This window comes from Paraburkholderia bannensis NBRC 103871 (assembly GCF_000685015.1).
Classification (GTDB): Bacteria; Pseudomonadota; Gammaproteobacteria; order Burkholderiales; family Burkholderiaceae; genus Paraburkholderia; species Paraburkholderia bannensis.
The window spans coordinates 109215-129172 of sequence record NZ_BAYA01000014.1 but is presented as its reverse complement, the minus strand read 5'-3'; the positions used below and the strand labels follow the sequence as shown (position 1 = coordinate 129172).

17 protein-coding genes are annotated in these 19958 nt (G+C 63.9%); 6 read left to right on the top strand and 11 right to left on the bottom strand.

The window, feature by feature from the left end:
* Position 1 precedes the first annotated feature (1 nt).
* The 5 genes from BBA01S_RS21665 to BBA01S_RS21645 all read right to left on the bottom strand — a co-directional run bounded on the left by BBA01S_RS21665 (position 2) and on the right by BBA01S_RS21645 (position 6173).
* Positions 2-1579, bottom strand: a complete 1578-nt coding sequence (locus tag BBA01S_RS21665) for a Re/Si-specific NAD(P)(+) transhydrogenase subunit alpha (RefSeq protein WP_027818288.1) — start codon at positions 1577-1579, stop codon at positions 2-4.
* 63 nt (positions 1580-1642) lie between these two features.
* Entirely contained in the window at positions 1643-2083 is a 441-nt protein-coding gene (locus BBA01S_RS21660) for a PAS domain-containing protein (protein WP_027818287.1), read from the bottom strand.
* Positions 2084-2194: 111 nt separating this feature from the next.
* On the bottom strand, positions 2195-3445 hold the full coding sequence (frc, locus tag BBA01S_RS21655; protein ID WP_027818286.1) for a formyl-CoA transferase: 1251 nt from the start codon (positions 3443-3445) through the stop codon (positions 2195-2197).
* Between the two features lie 70 nt (positions 3446-3515).
* Positions 3516-5261, bottom strand: a complete 1746-nt coding sequence (oxc, locus tag BBA01S_RS21650) for an oxalyl-CoA decarboxylase (protein WP_027818285.1) — start codon at positions 5259-5261, stop codon at positions 3516-3518.
* Between the two features lie 192 nt (positions 5262-5453).
* Positions 5454-6173, bottom strand: coding sequence for a GntR family transcriptional regulator (locus BBA01S_RS21645; protein ID WP_027818284.1), 720 nt, complete (start codon positions 6171-6173; stop codon positions 5454-5456).
* 244 nt (positions 6174-6417) lie between these two features.
* On the opposite strand from BBA01S_RS21645, the gene BBA01S_RS21640 reads away from it, so the two are divergent.
* The gene (locus tag BBA01S_RS21640) at positions 6418-6801 is read left to right on the top strand and encodes a hypothetical protein (RefSeq protein ID WP_042297657.1); all 384 of its coding nucleotides are present in this window, start codon (positions 6418-6420) and stop codon (positions 6799-6801) included.
* Positions 6802-6905: 104 nt separating this feature from the next.
* On the opposite strand, the gene BBA01S_RS21635 is transcribed toward BBA01S_RS21640, so the two are convergent.
* Both BBA01S_RS21635 and BBA01S_RS21630 read right to left on the bottom strand, forming a co-directional pair.
* Entirely contained in the window at positions 6906-8609 is a 1704-nt protein-coding gene (locus BBA01S_RS21635) for a long-chain fatty acid--CoA ligase (RefSeq protein ID WP_042297656.1), read from the bottom strand.
* Positions 8610-8750: 141 nt separating this feature from the next.
* Positions 8751-9524, bottom strand: a complete 774-nt coding sequence (locus tag BBA01S_RS21630) for an SDR family oxidoreductase (RefSeq protein WP_027818281.1) — start codon at positions 9522-9524, stop codon at positions 8751-8753.
* Positions 9525-9917: 393 nt separating this feature from the next.
* On the opposite strand from BBA01S_RS21630, the gene BBA01S_RS21625 reads away from it, so the two are divergent.
* The 3 genes from BBA01S_RS21625 to BBA01S_RS42125 all read left to right on the top strand — a co-directional run bounded on the left by BBA01S_RS21625 (position 9918) and on the right by BBA01S_RS42125 (position 14832).
* Complete coding sequence (locus tag BBA01S_RS21625; protein WP_052391828.1) at positions 9918-11327, top strand: glycosyltransferase family protein; 1410 nt, start codon at positions 9918-9920, stop codon at positions 11325-11327.
* A 300-nt stretch (positions 11328-11627) separates the two neighbouring features.
* Complete coding sequence (locus BBA01S_RS21620) at positions 11628-12842, top strand: MFS transporter (RefSeq protein WP_027818279.1); 1215 nt, start codon at positions 11628-11630, stop codon at positions 12840-12842.
* Between the two features lie 202 nt (positions 12843-13044).
* A complete protein-coding gene (locus tag BBA01S_RS42125) occupies positions 13045-14832 on the top strand; it encodes an AMP-binding protein (protein ID WP_042297655.1) in 1788 nt (595 codons plus the stop codon).
* On the opposite strand, the gene BBA01S_RS42120 is transcribed toward BBA01S_RS42125, so the two are convergent.
* The 4 genes from BBA01S_RS42120 to BBA01S_RS21595 are packed head-to-tail and all read right to left on the bottom strand — an operon-like array spanning position 14816 to position 18227.
* Positions 14816-15172, bottom strand: a complete 357-nt coding sequence (locus BBA01S_RS42120) for a hypothetical protein (RefSeq protein ID WP_052391827.1) — start codon at positions 15170-15172, stop codon at positions 14816-14818. The two genes, BBA01S_RS42125 and BBA01S_RS42120, sit on opposite strands and share 17 nt — an antisense overlap.
* Positions 15173-15206: 34 nt before the next feature.
* The gene (locus BBA01S_RS21605; protein ID WP_027818278.1) at positions 15207-16793 is read right to left on the bottom strand and encodes an FAD-binding oxidoreductase; all 1587 of its coding nucleotides are present in this window, start codon (positions 16791-16793) and stop codon (positions 15207-15209) included.
* A gap of 19 nt (positions 16794-16812) precedes the next feature.
* Positions 16813-17667, bottom strand: coding sequence for an anti-sigma factor family protein (locus BBA01S_RS21600; RefSeq protein WP_027818277.1), 855 nt, complete (start codon positions 17665-17667; stop codon positions 16813-16815).
* The gene (locus tag BBA01S_RS21595) at positions 17664-18227 is read right to left on the bottom strand and encodes a sigma-70 family RNA polymerase sigma factor (RefSeq protein WP_027818276.1); all 564 of its coding nucleotides are present in this window, start codon (positions 18225-18227) and stop codon (positions 17664-17666) included. Before BBA01S_RS21595 ends, BBA01S_RS21600 begins: the two co-directional genes overlap by 4 nt.
* A gap of 853 nt (positions 18228-19080) precedes the next feature.
* On the opposite strand from BBA01S_RS21595, the gene hfq reads away from it, so the two are divergent.
* Together hfq and BBA01S_RS42115 are read left to right on the top strand one after the other, a co-directional pair.
* The gene (gene hfq / locus BBA01S_RS21590; protein WP_027818275.1) at positions 19081-19590 is read left to right on the top strand and encodes an RNA chaperone Hfq; all 510 of its coding nucleotides are present in this window, start codon (positions 19081-19083) and stop codon (positions 19588-19590) included.
* 156 nt (positions 19591-19746) lie between these two features.
* A complete protein-coding gene (locus BBA01S_RS42115) occupies positions 19747-19938 on the top strand; it encodes a hypothetical protein (protein WP_042297654.1) in 192 nt (63 codons plus the stop codon).
* The last annotated feature ends 20 nt before the right edge of the window (positions 19939-19958 follow it).

Sequence of the window (19958 nt, the reverse complement as noted above, 5' to 3'; positions counted from 1 at the left end):
CTCAGGTTCGTTGGAACATCTTCAGCATGCGCTGGGTCACCAGAAAGCCGCCTGCAATATTGATGGTCGCAACCACTAGCGCAACACCCGCGAGAACACTGACGAGCGCATTGTGGCCAACAGGATGAAGCAATGCGCCGATCACGATGATTCCGCTGATCGCGTTGGTGACGCTCATGAGCGGCGTATGCAGCGAGGGCGTGACGTTCCAGACCACCTGATAACCGACAAACACGGCCAGTACGAACACCGTGAAATGCGCGACGAACGCAGGCGGCGCGATTGCGCCCAGCGCAAGCAAGAGCACCGCAATGCAGACAAGCGCGACAAGGCCGCCCATGCCGCGGCGTCCTGCGCTAGTCGACGGTTCCCCGGCGGAATCGTTCGCAGGCAATGACGAAGGGGCAGGCCTGGAGGCCCCGGCCTGCGCAGCAACGGGCGCGGGCATCTGCACGGGCGGCGCGGGCCAGCACAATTCGCCTTTGAGCATGACCGTGGCGCCACGCTGCACCACGTCGTCCATGTCAATCTTTAATTCGCCATCCTTATTGACCGTGAGGTCAGTCAGCAGATGCCTGAGGTTGGTCGCATAGAGCAGGCTCGACTGGTTCGCCATCCGGCTTGGCAAATCCGTGAATCCGACGATCGTCACGCCATGCGCGCGCACCACCTCGCCCGCACGCGTCAATTCGCAGTTGCCGCCCTGCTCTGCCGCCAGGTCGACAATCACGCTCCCTGCCCGCAGGCAGGCAACGGTCTGCGCATCGATCAGGCGCGGCGCGGGCTTGCCAGGAATCAGCGCGGTAGTCACGATGATGTCGACCTCGGCGGCCTGGACCTTGAACAGGGCCATTTCCGCTTCGATGAACTTCGCGCTCATCTGCTTCGCGTAGCCACCCGCACCGCCGCCTTCTTCTTCGAGTTCCACAGTGAGGAACTCCGCGCCCATGCTCTCGATCTGCTGCCCGACTTCGGGACGCGTATCGAATGCACGCACGATCGCGCCGAGCCCGCGCGCTGCCCCAATCGCCGCCAGACCGGCCACGCCTGCGCCGATCACGAGCACCTTTGCAGGCGGCATTTTCCCCGCGGCCGTGATCTGCCCAGTGAAAACGCGTCCGAAATACTGCGCGGCTTCGATCACGGCGCGGTAGCCCGCCATGTTCGCCATTGAGCTCAACGCGTCGAGCTTCTGCGCACGAGAGATGCGTGGCACGCAGTCTACGGCGAGCACGGTAGCACCACGCGCCGCGAGTGCATCGAGCAACGCATCCTGTTGCGCGGGCCAGATAAAGCCTATCAGCGTCGCGCCCGGTTTCAGGCGCTGCGCTTCGTCGAGCGAAGGCGGACGCACCTTGAGCACGATGTCCGCGCTGCTCCAGAGTTCGAGTGCGTCTTCGACGATGCAGGCGCCTGCTGCGCGATACGCTTCATCGCTGAAAGAAGCGCTCTCGCCTGCACCGGCCTGCACTTCGACCACATAGCCCAGCTTGAGCAAGTGCGCCACGCTTTCCGGCGTGGCAGCCACTCGACGCTCGCCTTCGAATATTTCGCGCGGTATCGCGACGGTCATCGCCATGCCGACTGTCTCCTGAACGTTATGTTCTTTATGTTCTACTTCTACTGCACACGCACGCGAACATCAGGACTGCGGTGCATTTGCCAGTGCTTCGAGTTCCGTGACGCGCTTGCGCAGATTGCGCTCTTCCTGGAAGCGCGCCGTCTCGTCGCGAATGACGGCGACGATGCCGTTCAACGTGCCTTGCGGATCGCGCAAGAGCGCGACGGTGAACGCGATCGACAATGCACGTCCGCTCTTGTCTACGGCAGGCACGCGCAGCACATCATTGCCATAGCGCGTCTGTCCCGTCGCCATCGTCTTCCGGTAGCCCTCCCAATGCCGGCCGCGCAAGCGCTCCGGAATGATGAGATCAAGCGTCCTGCCTAGCGCCTCTTCGACCGTGTAGCCGAACATGCGGGTCGCAGCGGGATTCCAGTAGGTGATGTCGCCGGCGGCGTCGGAGATAACGACCGCATCGCCGATAGCGTCGGCGAGCTGCGCGAAGTCGATAGCTGATGACATGGCGTTGACCGTGTGGGGAACAGGTTTTCCGGTTGCGGTCGAATGGTGCGCCAGCTCGCAGGCTCGCGCATCATTCGCCGCTCCTTTTCAACAACGCGACTGCACCCGGCTTCAGACCGCGCGCACCTCATGCAGCGCCGCAATCTGCTGCGGCGTATAGCCAAGGTCGGACAGCACTTCGTCGGTATGTTCGCCCAGCAGCGGCGAGCCCTTGATTTCCGGGCGCAGATCCGAGAACTTGATCGGGCTGCCAACCGTGAGGTACGAACCGCGCTCCTTGTGCGGGACTTCGACAATCGTGCCGCTCGCGCGCAGTGACGGATCGTTCGCCAGCTCCTTCATGCTCAGCACCGGCGCGCACGGAATATCGAATTTGCGCAGGATGTCCACGGCCTCGAACTTGGTCTTGTCGGAGAGCCAGGCTTCGATGGTCGCGAAAATATCGAAGATATGCGGCTGACGCGCCTGCGCCGTGCTGTAGTTGGGATCGTTGATCCATTCCGGCTTGCCGAGTGCATGGCAAATCGGCTCCCATGCATGGCCCTGCACCGTGAAGTAGATGTACGCATTCGGGTCGGTCTCCCAACCCTTGCATTTGAGCACCCAGCCCGGCTGCCCGCCGCCACCCGCATTACCGCCACGCGGCACGACGTCGCTGAAGCTGCCATGCGGATACTGTGGGTACTCCTCAAGATAGCCGATGCGATCGAGCCGCTGCTGGTCGCGCAACTTCACGCGGCACAGGTTGATGACGCTGTCCTGCATCGAGACCGCCACCTTCTGACCCTTGCCAGTCTTGTCGCGGCCAATCAGCGCCGTGAGAATGCCGATGGCCAGGTGCATGCCGGTATTGCTGTCGCCGAGCGCCGCGGCGCTCACCGTGGGCGGGCCGTCCCAGAAGCCCGTCGTCGACGCCGCGCCGCCTGCGCATTGCGCCACGTTTTCGTACACCTTGAGATCGTCGTAATGATGGCCTTCGCTGAAGCCCTTCACGGACGCCACGATCATCTTCGGATTGAGTTCGTTGATGCGCTCCCAGGTAAAGCCCATGCGATCGAGCGCGCCCGGCCCGAAGTTTTCGACCATCACATCCGATTCGCGAATCAGTTTCTCCAGCACCTCCTTGCCTTCGGGCTTCTTGGTGTCGAGCGTCAGCGAGCGCTTGTTGCTGTTGAGCATCGTGAAATACAGGGCGTCGACTTCGGGAATGTCGCGCAGTTGCGAGCGCGTCACGTCGCCCGCGCCGGGGCGCTCCACCTTGATGACGTCCGCGCCGAACCACGCGAGCAATTGCGTGCACGCGGGGCCGGCCTGTACGTGCGTGAAGTCGATAATCTTGATGCCGTCGAGGGGGTTGCTCATGGCCTTATCTCCTGGTGTGTCTGTTTTACCGCTTCGTGTATGTCGAGTTTTGATCGTGATTCGCCGCGACTTATTTCTTCATCGCCGCGCTTTGCGGATTCAGGTTCGTGAGACGTCCGCTTTCCGTGCCCGCGGTTTCGTCAATCACCGCGTTGATGAGCGTGGGCTTGCCCGATGCGATCGCTTCAAGCAGCGCCTGCGTGAGTTCTTCGGGGGTCGTCGCCTGATGGCCCACGCCGCCGAAGGCTTCGATCATCTTGTCGTAACGCGCGTTCTTCACGAACACCGTGGGCGCGACGTCGGCGCCGCCGGTCGGGTTCACGTCCGTGCCGCGATAGACGCCGTTGTTATTGAAGACGATGGTGCAGACCGGCAGGTTGTAGCGGCAGATCGTTTCCAGTTCCATGCCGCTGAAACCGAATGCGCTGTCGCCTTCGATCGCCACCACCTGGGTGCTGCTCGTGACAGCCGCGCCAATCGCGAAGCCCATCCCGATCCCCATGATTCCCCACGTACCGGAGTCGAAACGCTTGCGCGGCTGCGCCATGTCGATGATGCTGCGCGCGTAATCGAGCGTGTTTGCCCCCTCGTTCACGACGTTGATGTCGGGGCGCGTCTTGAGCACGTCGCGGATAGCGCGCAATGCGCTATGGAAATTCATCGGCGACGGGTTCTTGTCGAGCGTCGCGGCCATCTTGGCGAGGTTCGCGTTCTTGCGCTGGGCGATTGCGTCGAGCCATTCGGCGGGCGGCTGCGGGAAGTGATCGCCCAGGCCTGCAACGAGTGCCTCCACACACGATCCGATATCGCCGATCAGCGGTGCTTCGATCGCGACGTTGCTGTCGATTTCCGTCGGTGCAATATCGATCTGCACAAAGCGCTTGGGCGTCGGTGCGCCCCACGTCTTGCCCTTGCCGTGCGCCAGCAGCCAGTTCAGGCGTGCGCCGATCAGCACGACCGCGTCCGCTTCGGCGAGTACGTACGAGCGCGCCGCCGAGGCCGATTGCGCGTGCGTATCGGGCAAGAGCCCCTTCGCCATCGACATCGGCAGATAAGGGATGCCGCTCTTTTCCACCAGCTCTCGAATCTGCGCATCGGCCTGCGCGTAAGCCGCACCCTTGCCGAGCAGGATCAACGGACGCTTTGCATTCCTTATCGTATCGATCGCACGTTGAACCGCATCGGGTGCGGGTATCTGTCGCGGCGCTGCGTCGACCACCTTGATGAGCGACTGCTGGCCCTTTACGGCGTCGATCGTCTGGGCCAGCAATTTGGCAGGCAGGTCAAGATACACGCCGCCGGGCCGCCCGGACAGCGCCGCGCGAATCGCGCGCGCCACGCCGATGCCGATGTCCTCCGCATGCAGCACCCGATACGCAGCTTTCGCATAGGGCTTAGCGGCATTCAGCTGATCCATCTCTTCGTAATCGCCCTGCTGCAAGTCGACGATTTCACGCTCGCTCGATCCGCTAATGAGGATCATCGGAAAGCAGTTAGTCGTCGCATTCGCAAGCGCAGTCAGGCCGTTGAGAAAGCCAGGCGCGGAAACGGTCAGGCAGATGCCGGGCTTCTTCGTCATATAGCCCGCGACGGCGGCCGCATTGCCCGCGTTCTGCTCGTGACGGAAGCCGATGAAACGCATGCCCTGCGCTTGCGCGAGCCGCGCGAGATCCGTAATCGGAATACCGACCAGCCCGAAAATCGTGTCGATATCGTTGAGCTTCAGCGCGTCGATGACGAGATGAAAGCCGTCCGTCGTCGCCTGCTCGTCCTGCGCAGGGCTGCGCTGCGCGTCGTTGATGCCTGCTTCTGCCATGACATGTCCTCTTTTGGCGGGGCGTTATGCGGGTCGCCGCGTGGGTTGCCTGCGATCCGTGATATACAATATTCCACACACTTCATTAGTCAAGACGTTTTCCGCTCCGTCTTGCCTGCTGAAACTTCCTGATCGTTACTACGTAGTCCGAATAACATCACCAGCACGTTCACACCGGTCGATACGCACAACTCAGTCGAGAAAATCGCAGTGCGCCTCGACGAACAGCGCAAGCTCGATCGAATGCTGGCGCACAAGACGCTCGACGCGTTCGGTGTCGCGCGCCTCCAGCGCCTCGATAATGCGCATGTGGTCGACGATCGAGCGCGAGGCCCGGTCGCTCTGCGCGATCGTCATTCTGCGAATCGCGCGCACATGCATGAAGATGTTCTTAATGGTGTCGACGATGATCGGCGACTGGGACAGCTCGACCAGCGCCTGATGAAACGTGATGTTTGCTTCGGAGTACTCTTCGATATGTTCGGCAGGCGCGTGCTCGCCGAAGTCCGCGAACATGCGGCGCAGGCGGGCGATGTCCGCGTCCGAGGCGCGCTGCGTCGCAAGGCGCGCCGCGATGCTCTCCAGCGCCGCCCACATATAGATCATCTCGACGATCTCCTTGCGCGTCTTGCGCAGGATATAGACGCCGCGCCGCGGCACCGTCCGCAGGAAACCCTCCTGCTCCAGCAGGGTCATCGCTTCTCTCACCGGCGTGCGGCTCACACCCAGCTTTTCGGTGAGCTCCTTCTCATCGAGACGAATTTCGTCTCGCGAACGGTAGATGTCGGTTTCGGCAATCGCCTGCTTGAGCTTCGCGTAGGCCTGGTCGCGCAACGAAACCGTGGCATGAATGGGTTCGAGCGCCAGGAACAACGGCGACGCTGCGGCTTCGTCTTGGGTTTCGGCGGACATCGGTGACGGGTCTCCAACGTTCGTGTGGCCTGCGCTGCTGGCGAATGCGATATGTGAAATACGATATATCAGCAATCCGAAGATCACAAAGCGGGTTTACACGCACCCAGCCACGGAAATCGCACGCAATCCGATTTCATAGCTTTTGCTTTATGAATATCGAAAAAAACTTTAACTATCGTTTATTGATCGCCGCTTCTACGCTGGATTCACGCCACTCTTCATCTGCACCAGGAGAAACGTCATGAATCAGCCGTCCCCTTCCCTGCAAGCCATCGAACACGAGCCGCACACCCACGCACAGTTGTGCGCATTCAATTCGGCCTTCGCCGAACTGGGATTGCGGTTTCGCTGGGATACGGCCACGCTGCATGCGCTGGCGTCGATCGAGGGCGAGGCGGCACGCCTTGCCGCCTATATCAGGACGCATCATGCGCACCTGCTGAACGCCTACAGCATCGACTTCCTGTGCGAAGCGATACTCGGACGCAAGAATGCGCAGGCGCCTGGCGAGTGGACACCTGCGCAGACCACGCATCAAGCCGCGGTCAGGCAGACGTCGCAGGGACACGAAACAGGGGGATGGGACTGGAGCGAGCCCGGGCTGCCGGCGCTGGCCGGAGCCTGATGCTCGCGGGAAGGTTCAAATCGGGTTCAGACGAAAAACGTCTTGATCGGCGGCCTTCGCAAAGGCGAGGCCGCCGTCGCCATACATCAACGCAATACACCGGCTCACCGCGCGGCCTCCTCGTCTTCCTGGAGCTTGCGCCACAGGATCTTGCCGCTACCCGACTTGGGCAGCGTATCGACAAACTGCACGATGCGCGGCGCCTTGTACGCGGCCATGTTTTCGTGCGCCCACGCGATGATGTCGTCCTCGTTCACGCTGCCCAGTTGCTGCGGATCGAGCACGACCACGGCCTTCACCGTCTCGCCGCGCTTCGCGTCCTGCGTGCCGATCACGCACACCTCCTTGATCGCCGGATGGCGATACATCAGCGCCTCCACTTCGGCCGGCCACACCTTGTAGCCCGACGCATTGATCATGCGCTTGAGCCGGTCGGTCATGAAGTAGTAGCCGTCGGCGTCGCGCCGCACGAGGTCGCCCGTGCGCAGGAAGCGCTTGCCGTCGCGCTCGATGAAGGCCTCTTTCGTCGCTTTCGCGTTGCCCCAATAGCCCTGCATCACCTGCGGCGCGCTCATGATGAGCTCGCCCGCCTCGCCTTCAGCGACCTCTTCCAGCGTGATCGGATCGACGATACGCGCATCGACGTCGAACACCGGAATGCCCAGGCACTGCGGCTTCGGGTTTTGCGGCGGATTGATGTGGGTGGCCGCCATGGTCTCCGACATGCCATAGCCTTCGACGAATTCCAGACCGGTCAGATCGCGCAGCTTCTTGACGACGGCGTCGGGCATGGTCGCGCCGCCGCCGCGCATCCACGCGAGGCTCGACAGGTCGTATTCGCCGATGCGCGGATTCGAAATGAAATCGACCACCATCGTCGAAATCGCCTGCCAGCCGTTGATGCGGTAATGCTCGATCGCACGCGCCGCGACGTCGCGATCCCAGCGCGGCAGGATCACGACCGTGGAGCCGTTATACAGCGGGCTGTTCATGCCGCCCTGCATGCCGGTCACATGGAAGAGCGGCAGCACCGACAACTGTACGGCGTCCTGATTGCTTCCGAACCAGTTGCAGCCGCCCACCGCGGTGCACATCACGCTGCGATGCGTATGCATGCAGCCTTTGGGCTTGCCGGTCGTGCCCGAGGTATAGGGCATGACGCAAAGATCGTCGGGGCCTGCGGTGAGCGGCGCCGGTGCGATATTCGCTTCCAGCACATCGGCCCAATGCGCGACGCCCGGCCCTTCGACATGGCGCGGCGCGCTCACGAATTCGGGCGGCGTCGCAAACGGCTCGCGCTTGATGTAGTCGCTGTACGTCGCCACCAGCAGATGACGCAGCCCCGGCCCCGCGCCTTCGCCCACCAACGGCGCGATGCGCGGATAAAGCTCCTGGGTGACGAAAGCCGTCGTCGCACCACTGTCTTCCACGTAGTGCTCAAGCTCGTCGGTCAGGTTCATCGGATTGACGGGCACGACCACGGCGTTGGCGCGCAGGATGCCGTAGTAGGCGATCACCCATTGCGGACTGTTCTGCATGTAGAGCAGCACGCGGTCGCCAGCCTTCACGCCGCATTGCGTTTGCAGATAACCGGCGACGCGCTCGGCCTCGTCCTTGAACTGCGCGAACGTGATGGGCGTGTCGTAGAAGATGATGAAGGGCTTGTCTGGATAACGCGCAGCGGAGACTTCGGCGTTATAGAACAGGTTCGTGGCAGGGATACTGAGGTTCGGCGAGAGTTGCGCGGGCCAGAAAGGCGAGCTTTTCGACGAGGTCTTGCGCGATACAGCGACGGCAGGCGTGGACATGGCGGGTTCCGTCCCGTGGATTGCGCGCCGCCACGAGCGGCGCGCGGGTCGTGCAATCGGCTCGCGGCAGCTGGGCCGCGCCGCGAGCCATCCGATAGGCTTAGGTATGCGAGATAAATCGCGGTCTTGCGTCGACCGCGATCAGACGATGCTCGCGCCGCCGTCGACGGCCAGATACTGGCCAGTGATATGGCGCGACGCACCGCTCGCGAGAAACACCACGGCGCCCTTCAGGTCGCTCTCGTCGCCCAGCCGTTGCAGCGGCGTATGCGCGATCACGCTCTCGCCAAGCTTGTCGAGCAGGCCCGCCGCCATCTTCGTCGGGAAGAATCCCGGGCAGATCGCATTCACGTTGATGCCGTATTTGCCCCACTCAGCAGCGAGCGCGCGCGTGAAGTTGATCGCGGCGGCCTTCGAGGTGTTATAGGCGATGGTCTGCATCGGGCCGAGCGAGCCCTTGAGGCCGGCAATCGAGGCGATATTGATGATCTTGCCGCGCTTGCGCCCGATCATGCAGCGCTTGCCCACTTCGCGCGCGAGGAAAAACGGCGCATTGACGTTGAGGTTCATGACCTTGTGCCATGCCTCGTCGGGATAGTCCTCGGCCGGGGCGCCCCATGTAGCGCCCGCGTTGTTCACCAGAATATCGATCTGGCCGCACGCCGCCAGCGTTTCGTCGACGAGCTTCACGGCGGCGTCCGGGCGCTGGAGATCGCTCACGATCGTCATGGCCTCGATACCCAGCGCCTGGAGATGCCGCTGCGCCTCGGCGAGTTCGTCGGCCTTGCGCGCCGAGATCACCACGCGCGCGCCCATTTCGCCCAGCGCCTCGGCCATCTGCAGCCCGAGACCGCGCGAGCCGCCCGTGATGAGCGCCACCTGACCCTTCAATTCGAACAATTCCCTGACCTGCATGACTGCGTCTCCTTGATGTCTGCCTGATGTCCTGCGGGGGCCGCGACGCGGCCCGCCTCCTGGTTCTGCTGACTCTGTACTTGTGTCCGCGCTTGTGTCCTTGCTGATGTCGGTGCCCGCCATCATTCGTTCCGCATAGCGAAACCAACGTGATCGCGTCCGATTCTAGTCACTCCGGCAAACGAAGTGAATCAGGAAAAGCACGGTCGTTCATTATCAGTGAAATTGTGAGTGGCGTGCAGCGAACTGCGCATGGGCTGCACAATCAGGCGAAACGCGCCCAGACATCGGGTGGCGGCATTTCAAGACGATTTAGGACGGCTCCGATATCGACGCGCCTGACGCATCGATAAGATTTTTCTCATACCTGAACCGTGACTTGCCCAGCCGATCATGAGCCTCAATCCCGAACACCGCCTGCTCGAATCCTTCGTCGCGCACACCCGCCAGCCAGCCGACCCGCAACCGCTCAAACAGATCTGCGAAGCGCTCGCGGGCGTACAGCGCGACGAGCAGATGCTCCCCTGGGCCGAAAAAGGCCTCGTACTCGATCCGCGCAGCCGCACTTTCGTCCACGCGCGCGCCCGCGCCTTGCGACTGCTCGGCCACCATGCGCAGGCGGCGCAAACCTGGATCGATCACGCGACGCTCGACTGGTCGCCGCTGTTCTATCTGGGACGGCTCGGCCGCGATCTCTATTTAGGCGGCAACGTCGAGCTAGCCATCGCCGTGCTGAACCAGGCGATCCAGCAACCGGAGCCGGACAGCCATCCCGACAAACTGCGCGCCCGCAAGTGGCTGGCCGAAGCCATGCTCAGCAAGGGCGACGCAAGCGGCTTTACGCATTGGCTGTGGCGCAACTGCGGCGACAGCGGCAGCTATCGGCACAGCGATATCCCGATGTGGAATGGACAACGCGATCTGCGCGGCGAGCGCGTACTCGTGACGCACCAGATGGGCTACGGCGACCAGTTCATGCTGTTCGGCAGCGTGCGGCACTGGCGGGACGCCGGCGCGCAAGTGATGGTGACCTGCGACGCGGCAATCCATAGTCTGATCGAAGCCTCCTTGCCCGACTGCAAGGTCGTCGCGTGCGCACGCCCGCTCGCGCTCTTCGCGCCCTGCGATGAAGCGCTGCTTCCCGCCGTCCACGCTTTTGCCCCGACCATGCAGGCCACCCTGCTTCACCTGCCGATGCTCGCGATACGCGACGTGCCGCGCCCCGCACCGTATTTCCCCGCCTTCCTGCGCGCGCCCGCAGCGCAGCGCGAGCGCGCGACGGCCTGGGCGCACACGTTGCGCGCACAACATCCCGAAAAAAAACGGGTGGGCGTGTTCTGGGATTGCGCGCAACGCCATGAAAGCACGATGCGCAGCAAGGAACGGAGCTGGGCCGGATTGCGCAGCCTGCCGATCGAATCGCTCGAACGCCTGACGCTCGCCCCGGAAATCGCCCGCCGCGTCCAGTTCGTGAGCCTGCACCACCCGGCGGCGGAGATGAAAAGCGGCTCGCCGCGCGGCAACGTGGTGCATTACTCGGCTGGCATCGCGAGCTTCGCCGACACGGCGGCCTGTATCGAGCAGCTCGACGCCGTGCTGAGCGTGGACGCCGGGATCGCCAATCTCTCGGCCATGATGGGCAAACCGACCGCCGTGCTCGTCAATCCCACCGGCGAATGGCGCTGGGGCCGCCACAGCACGCGCTCGCCGTGGATGGCGTCGGCTCACGTCCTGAGGCAAACGACAATGGGCGACTGGAATGGCGTGATGGATCTTGCCGCGAACTGGCTATCGCAGCATTAGGCATCTATAGCGCCGCGTACTAAACAGGATCGCGAATCAATCTGCCGATTCGCGATTCACACGATATTCATATCCGGCTTCATTTTAATTACATTTAAATTACATTTAAAACAATCAGCTTTCTTCTGATAGGCGCCGCTAAATCCGTCCCTAAGGGTTTAGTCCGGTTGCGCCCGACATTCATGCAAATGTTTAATGCCGGGCGTACACTCGTACGAAGCTCGCAGCGCGGGGCGGAGCGAGCCACTCACACACTGCCGGGAGACACGCAGGGTGCGGGTTTTTCAGGAGAAAAAAGACATGAGCTGGACGCCGGAGCAGAAAAACGTCACGATCGCAGCGTATTTGGGGTGGACGCTCGACGCCTTCGATTTCTTTCTAATGGTTTTCGTTCTGAAAGATATCGCCACTGAATTCAACACCAAGATTCCCGCTGTCGCTTTTGCCATTACGATAACGCTGGCCATGCGCCCATTAGGCGCGCTGATATTCGGCCGGCTCGCCGACCGGTATGGCCGCCGCCCCACGCTGATGGTCAACATCGCGTGCTACTCGCTGCTCGAACTGCTCACCGGTTTCTCTCCCAACCTCACCACCTTCATCGTGCTGCGCGCGCTGTTCGGCGTCGCGATGGGCGGCGAATGGGGCGTGGGCTCGGCGCTCACAATGGAGACCATTCCGCCCAAGGCGCGCGGCATCGTTTCCGGCCTGCTGCAAGCGGGTTATCCGAGCGGCTATCTGCTCGCCTCCGTGGTATTCGGCGTGCTCTATCAGCACATCGGCTGGCGCGGCATGTTCTTCATCGGCGTGCTGCCTGCCCTGCTGGTGCTCTATGTGCGCGCTCACGTGCCCGAATCGCCGGCCTGGAAGGAAATGGAAAAGCGCGCGCGCCCGAGCCTGCTGACGACGCTCAAGCACAACGCCGCGCTGTCGATCTACGCGATCGTGCTGATGACCGCGTTCAACTTCTTCTCGCACGGCACGCAGGATCTGTATCCGACCTTCCTGCGCGAGCAGCATCACTTCGATCCGCATACGGTGTCGCTCATTACCATCGTATTGAATATCGGTGCGATCGTGGGCGGCCTGTTCTTCGGTTCGATGTCCGAAAAGATCGGCCGCCGCAAGGCTATTTGCATCGCCGCGCTGATCGCGCTGCCGGTGCTGCCGCTGTGGGCCTTCTCTGCCACGCCGATGATGCTCGCGCTGGGCGCGTTCCTCATGCAGATTTCGGTGCAAGGCGCGTGGGGCGTGATCCCCGTGCACCTCAACGAAATCTCGCCCGACGAAGTGCGTGCGACGTTCCCCGGCCTCGTGTATCAACTCGGCAACCTGTTCGCGTCGGTGAACGCGACCTTGCAGGCCTCGCTCGCTGAAACCCACGACCAGAACTACGGCATGGCGATGGCGATTGTCGCGGGCACCGTGGCGGTCGTGATTGCGGTGCTGATCCTGTTCAGCCGCGAGCGGCGCGGCATCGACATGACGCAGACCGCGAAGCATGTGACCAGCTAGCCGCCAGGCGCAACGCATACCGCCACCAGGGGCCGTGCCGGGTTGACTCCCGCACGGCCCCTGGCTTTTGGATGGTTTTTGGATGGCGTTTGCATGACGCTCGCAGGGCAACTTTCCGGCAGGGAAAGTCCGCCTGCCCGGACGGCGCGGCACGGTGCATGATGGGCGCGGCCAAGGATCACGCATGCCCCGGAGAACCATAATGAGCGAATCGCCGCAACCACACCCTGCTGCCGCCACCGCCACCGCTGGCGCCGCCGCCCCGAACACCGACGGCGTCTGGTACGACTCCTACCCAGGCGGCGTGCCGCACGAAGTGGACGTCGCGCAGTACGCCTCGCTCGTGCAGTTTTTCGACGACTGCACCGCGCGCTTTCGCGAACGCGTCGCCTACGTGAGCGCGGGTTCGCCGATGACTTACGGCGCGCTCGCGCGCAAGGCCACGGCGTTCTCCTCATGGCTGCAAGGCGCGGGCGTCAAGCCCGGCGAGCGCGTCGCGATCATGCTGCCCAACACGCTCCAGTACCCCGTTGCGCTATTCGGCGCGCTCAAGGCCGGCGCAATCGTCGTCAACGTCAATCCGCTTTACACGGCGCGCGAGCTCGCGCATCAGCTCAAGGACAGCGGAGCGCAAACCATCGTGGTATTCGAGAGCTTTGCGAAGACGCTCGAAGACGCGCTGCCCGGCACGGCCGTCGAGCGCATCGTCGTCACGCAACTGGGCGACCTGCTTGGCGAAGGTCTCAACCTGAAGGGCCGCTTCATCAACTTCATGCTGCGCCATGTGAAGAAGATGGTGCCGGCTTATCGACTGCCCCAGGCGCTGCGTCTGCTCGACGTCCTGGAACAAGGCGCACGCGCGCCGCGCGCGCCGGCGTCAGCGCAGCGCGACGACCTCGCCTTTTTGCAATACACGGGTGGCACCACAGGCGTAGCCAAAGGCGCGATGCTCACGCACGGCACCATCCTCGCGAATGTGCTGCAAGCGAAGGCCTGGGTCGCGGGCCAGCTCGACAGCGAAGGCGCCGAAACGGTGGTTACGCCGCTGCCGCTTTATCACATCTATTCGCTCACGATCAACGCGCTGATCTTCATGGCGCTGGGCGGGCGCAATATCCTGATCGCGAATCCGCGCGACACGAAGCGCGTCATGAAGATCCTGCGCAACGAGACCTTCAGTTGCATTAGCGCGGTCAACACGCTCTATAACGCGTTCCTCGACAGCGAGGAGTTCCGCCAGCGCGACTTCTCCGGCCTCAAGCTTGCGATGGCGGGCGGCATGGCCACGCAAAAGGCGATTGCCGATCGCTTCAAGGCCGTCACCGGCAAGCCGATCGTCGAAGGCTACGGCCTCACGGAATGCTCGCCGATCGTCACGCTCAATCCCGTCGACATCGCGCATCTCGCCGATTTCGAAGGCTCGATCGGCCTGCCCGCGCCCTCGACGCAGGTGCGCCTGCGCCGCGACGACGGCACGTGGGCCGAGCTGGGCGAACCGGGCGAATTGTGCGTGAAGGGCCCGCAGGTGATGCGCGGCTACTGGAACCGCCCTGATGAAACCGCGCGCGTGTTCGTCGACGACGGCTGGCTGGCGACCGGCGATATCGGCGTCATGGATCCGCGCGGCTATATCCGCATCATCGATCGCAAGAAGGACATGATCCTGGTCTCGGGCTTCAATGTGTATCCGAATGAGATCGAAGACGTGATCGCACAGCATCCCGGCGTGCGCGAAGTGGCGGCGATTGGCGTGCCGGACGTCGTGCAGGGCGAGCGCGTGAAAGTGTTCGTCGTGCGCCGCGACCCGGCGCTCACCGAGGACGCGCTGATCCAGTTCTGCCGCCAGCAGCTCACGGGCTACAAGGTGCCGCGCATGGTGGAATTCCGCGATGCGCTGCCGCAGAGCAATGTCGGCAAGATTTTGCGTCGCGAGTTGCGCGACGAGGAAATCAGGAAAATGGAGAAAGCATCAGCTAATCAGGATCGCTAATCGTTTTTATATCGATCACGGTGATGCCTTGCTGCGTGGCGAGCCGTTCGATCACGAAGCGATCCGAAGCGCGCAGCGCACACAGTGCGATGACCGGCGCGCGGACGCGGCCGGCCATCTGCGCTTGCCATAGCGCGCCGATATCGTCCTGAAGCGCCAACGACGGTATCGCTGCAAGCGCAGCATATCGCGCAAGCGCGTCGCCCTGTGGCAGCGCGCGATCGTAAAGCGCGATACGTGCGGGCACTGCAATCGCCGGTGCGAATCGCACGTATCGTACGAATCGCGCAACCGGCAGGGCCGCAGCGCCCATCGACACCATAAAGTTGCGCCGGTTCATGGCTGGCTCCTCGCTCGACTTCGCTGCGCTTGAATCACGTATAGCCGCGCATATCGCGCAATGCCGCAGGCCATATGCCCTGCTTGCCGGGCGCGAGCACGCCCTGCGGATCGAGCGCGTCCTTGACGGTCTGCGCAAGACGCAGCAGCGCGCCGTCATTGAAGCTGTACTGCGCCGCCGCGTAGTCCATATACAGCAGGTGCGAGCGATAGACGCCGTATCCCGCCGCGCGCGCGTCGCTCATCAGCGCACGCAGCAGGTCGCCCGCGCGGGTGGCTTGCTGCGGATCGTTGCGCTCAAAGATCGCCGCGAACACATGGTGCAGATGCCGCCCCGCCGCCGTGAAGCCGCCGTAGTAATCGAAGCCATACTCGGCTGCGCGCGCCTTCACGAGCGCATATTGCCGCAAGGCGTCGCGGCCATCGGCGGGACACAGCGGCGAGAAGTCCACATGCGCGCCCTCGCCGCCGCGCCAGTCGAGCATGCGAAACGCGCTCATGCCCGGAATGCCCGCCATGTTGCGATCGCCGCCGCCTTGCGGTTCTTCGCTGCCCGTATAGCGTTTCGACGTCACGCGCGCGTGCGTTACCGAAGCAAACGCGCGCTCGACCATGCGCTGCTGCACGTCGATCACTTCGGGCTCGCCGTAGAGCGCGTAGTGCAGGTTCCAGCGCCCGATGGCCAGTTCGCGCTGCATCGCCGCGATGGCCGCCTCCGGCATCGGCCCGTTACCCGAGTACCAGCGCGCTCGTGGGCCCATGCCCGCCGCGCGCCGGATCGCCCCTTCGATCACCGCATGCTGCTCAATCGTGCCGCGCAGTTGCAGCGTGCGCAGCGTATCGACGATGACGCCGAGATCCTCCTCGCGCTCGAACTGGATTTCGCCGATGGTATAAGCGCTCGGCGCGGGCATGAGCCAGAGCCCCATCTTCGTGACGATGCCGTAGTTCGACTGCATGAATAGCGCGTCGAACGCGGGCCCATAACCCGGCTTGTAGAGCGGCCATGCCGTGCCCGCGTCGAGCGCGCCCATGCCGGTGCGCACCACATCGCCGTTCGCGAGCACGACTTCCATCCCGCACTGTGCGGCCGCATGATCGCCATACGCGGTGTAGCCGAAGCCGCGCTCCAGCGTATTGCCAATCACGCTGCCCCACCCCGCTGCGGGCGGGTCGACCCACAGCTTCATGCCGCGCTCGCGCAGGTGCGCGTGCAGATCGAAATAACTCACGCCCGGCTCGACGAGCGCCCAGGCCAGGTTTTCGTCGACATCGAGGATGCGGTTCAGCCGTTGCAGGTCGAGCACCACCGATCCCGCCAGTCGCGGCGCGGCCCCGCCATACGCAAAATTGCGCCCGGTCGAAACAGTCCAGAGCGGCACGCGCGCCGCATTGGCGATGCGCAGGATCGCGCGGATCTCATCGACATCGGCAGGCAGCAGCGCTGCCGAAGGGGCGAACGCACGCGCATCGGCAACGGGCGCGAAGGGGTCGAGGTACGGCGCGAGCGCGGCGCCGCCGCGGCACACGTTGGGTGCGCCGACGATCGATTCGAAAGCGCTGAGCGCGCGCGCAAATCGCGCGGCGCTCACGCCAGGAGGCAAGACGGGGTCGGCGTTCATCGTGCCATCGCGCGCGCCCTCACCATTGCGCCCGGGTGCCGCCGAGCGTGCCGCACACTTCGTACGCGATCTTGCGCAGACGCCCTTCCGAGTCCGGGCCCGAGAGCGCATAGCCCATGCGGTCAGTGCTCCAGTAGAAGGTGCGGCGCGTGCCATCGCTCAGCAGATGCACGGCGTCGCGCTCGCGCCCGGAAACGCTGACGTAGAGCGTCAGGCGCTCGCCTCCTGCGTTCTGGTACATGAACTGCGCCGCCGGGCCGGTCGCGCCGGGCAGCAGCCGCCCGCCTACGAGCGTGTAGCCGTATTCGGCCAGCGGCGGAATCGACAGCGGACGGCCGAGCCGCTTCGAGAGCCACGCGACGAGATGCGCCTCGTCGGCGGCGCCGACTTCGACCGGGTGCCGCACTTCAGGCGAGTACACGGCGTACGCAACATCGGCGCGCTGCGCGAAGTTTTCGCCCTCGCTCGCCACCTGCACGCTGTCGTGACCGGCGCCCTGCGGCAGCCATTGCGGCAACATCGAGGCCGCCGCCACCGCGAAGCCCGCGCCCGCGACGGCCCAGGCCGCAGCGATGCCGGCGCGGTGCCACCACGGATCGCGTCGGCGCAGCACGACCCAGGCGGGCACAGCCGCTTCGTCGCCCACGTGGCTGAGCGCCTGGAGCGCGGCCTTCTGCGCGCGGTACGCGCCGACGCGCTGCGCCGCGTGGTCATCGGCGTGCAGGCGCGCCTGCATCGCGGCCCGCGTATCGCCCGGCAGCTCGCCGTCCACGAAGGCGCCCAGCGCGGCGAGATCAGCCAGATTCGCGGCCAGATCTCCTTCCGGCACCGCCGAAGGCGCGCTGCGCTCGCGTTCGAGATCGTCGTCGTTCATCGCGTCGTCCCCATTGCCTTGCCCACGACCCGCAATGGCGCAGCGTGCCGCGCCGGGTCTTGCGCCGGATCCCTGTCGAGCAGCGCGCGCAAATGCTCGCGCGCACGCGACAGCCTCGACATCACGGTGCCCGTGGGCACGCCCAGCACCGCCGATGCCTCCTGATAACTGAGTTCCTCCACGCAAACCAGCAGCAGCACCTCACGCTGCGCCGCCGGTAGCTGATAGAGCGCGCGCTGCAGATCGCGCAGCACGAGCCCGTCGACTTCGCCGTGCGGCGCTTCGAGCGTACGCCACGGTGCGCTTTCGTCGTCGACGGCAAATTCGCGGCGTCCGCGCAACTGGTCGATGTAGATGTTGCGCAGGATCGTCAGCAGCCATGCGCGCAGGTTGCTGTCGGGCCGAAACGACGATGCGCGCGACAGCGCCCGCTCGGCGGCGTCCTGCACGAGGTCGTCGGCCCAGGCCGCATCGCCCGTGAGCGTGCGCGCATAGCGGCGCATGCGCGCGAGTTGCGCGACCACCTGCGCTTCGAATTCCGGCGAGGGGCGGCCGAACATGATGCGCGCCGCTCAGTAGCCACCGCTCGACGAGCCGCCGGAGCTGCTGGACGCCCCGTTGGCCGAATTCATGTCGCTACACGCGGCGAGGCCTGCGCCGGACACCGCGGCCAACGCCAGACAAAGGGCACACGCAAACACACTGCGAAAACGCTTCATGATGGTCTCCCGACCAGACACACGCCGACGCATGATCGGCATGAATGCCTGGGATAGCGAATTGCCGATGCAGCCAATGCAGCCGAGTCTGGGACACACCGCTTGCGCGCATCGACATGTGTTAAACGGCGCGAGCCGCTCGCTTATTCCGGGCTACGGCCTTCGACGTGAATTTTTTTGCGTGGGCGCGGTGCACGTGCGCCGCCGTACGGTTCGCTTTCGCACAAGCAGGCACCATCGCAATGAGGGGAGCGAAGAACACGTAACAAACTGCAACACGCCGCGCCGGGCGCGAACCCTGCAACGCGCCCCGAAAGACCGATGAAATGACGGGAATTCGTCGCGCACGCACGCGCGCCATGCACTACGCTGTTGAACGTACCGGTCGCATCTGCGTCCAACTGCCACAGATCGCGCCCTGCTTTCGTGTATTGTTCTGAAATCGCTCAGGCCCGCACTGCAGGCGCGCGCACGCCGATCCGGCACAGGAAAAGCAGTGCTGCCCGCCACGCGTTATGCACGGGGACGTAACAATGCATTCCTGCCGGCAAACTGCCGCGCCGGCCCGGAGCCGGTATAGTTCTACAGTTAAGGTTGTCCACGCACGCGCGCTTCGCCGACACAAGGTAAAATCCCGGCGAGCAAACGTTTCCAATTGAATTGCGGCATTGAGCCGCCCGGCCAGAATTCGTCCATGCCTTCCGCAGAATCGCACCCGCAAAACGACTTCATGAACGCCGCGCGCAAAGAGCGCAAGCGCGTCGAAATCTATCTGGTCAACGGCATTCGCCTGACCGGATGCATCGAGTCGTTCGATCAGTACCTGGTGATGCTGCGCACGCCCGTTGGCCTGCAAGGCATCTACAAACGCGCCATTTCCACCATCCAGCTCGACACCGGCACGCGTCCGGGCCCGCGTGCACCGCGCCCGGCGCACGGCGAGCACACGAGCCGCGGCCCGCATGGCAATCACGGCGGTCATGGCGGCCACGGCCCGCGTGAACCCCGCGAGCCCCGTGAGTCGCGCGAACCCCGTGAACCTCGCGAGCCGCGCGAATCGTGGTCGGCGCCCTCGTCGTCGTCCGCGCCGGGTTCGTCCGAGCGCCCGTCGCAGGACGGCCCGGTCGTCGTGACGCGCCGCCGCCGTCTCTATGGCGCCGTGAACAACGGCGGCAACGGCCAGGACGGCTCGAACAACAGCTAAGCAGTTTGTTCACGACGATGCGCGCGCCCTGCGCGCATCGCCTGCGCATTGTTTGCACCTTCTTTGCGCCTTGTTTCCGCCTTGTTTCCGCCTGACATCACGGATTTAGCCTTTGCGCTATCCTGAATGCGACCTTGTTCGCATCCGGAGAATGCCATGAGCGCATCCAAGCCGAAGTCCCCCCCGCCTCAGCAGGAAGATGCACTCGACGAAGCGCTTGAGGAAACCTTCCCGGCCAGCGACCCCATTTCCATCGATCCGTCGCCGGCTCCCGCACCCGCGCAGTCCGATCGCGAAACCGACGCGAAGAAAGGCCACGACGGCCATCATCGACACGGCAAGCATTAGGCACGTCACGTCGAGCACAC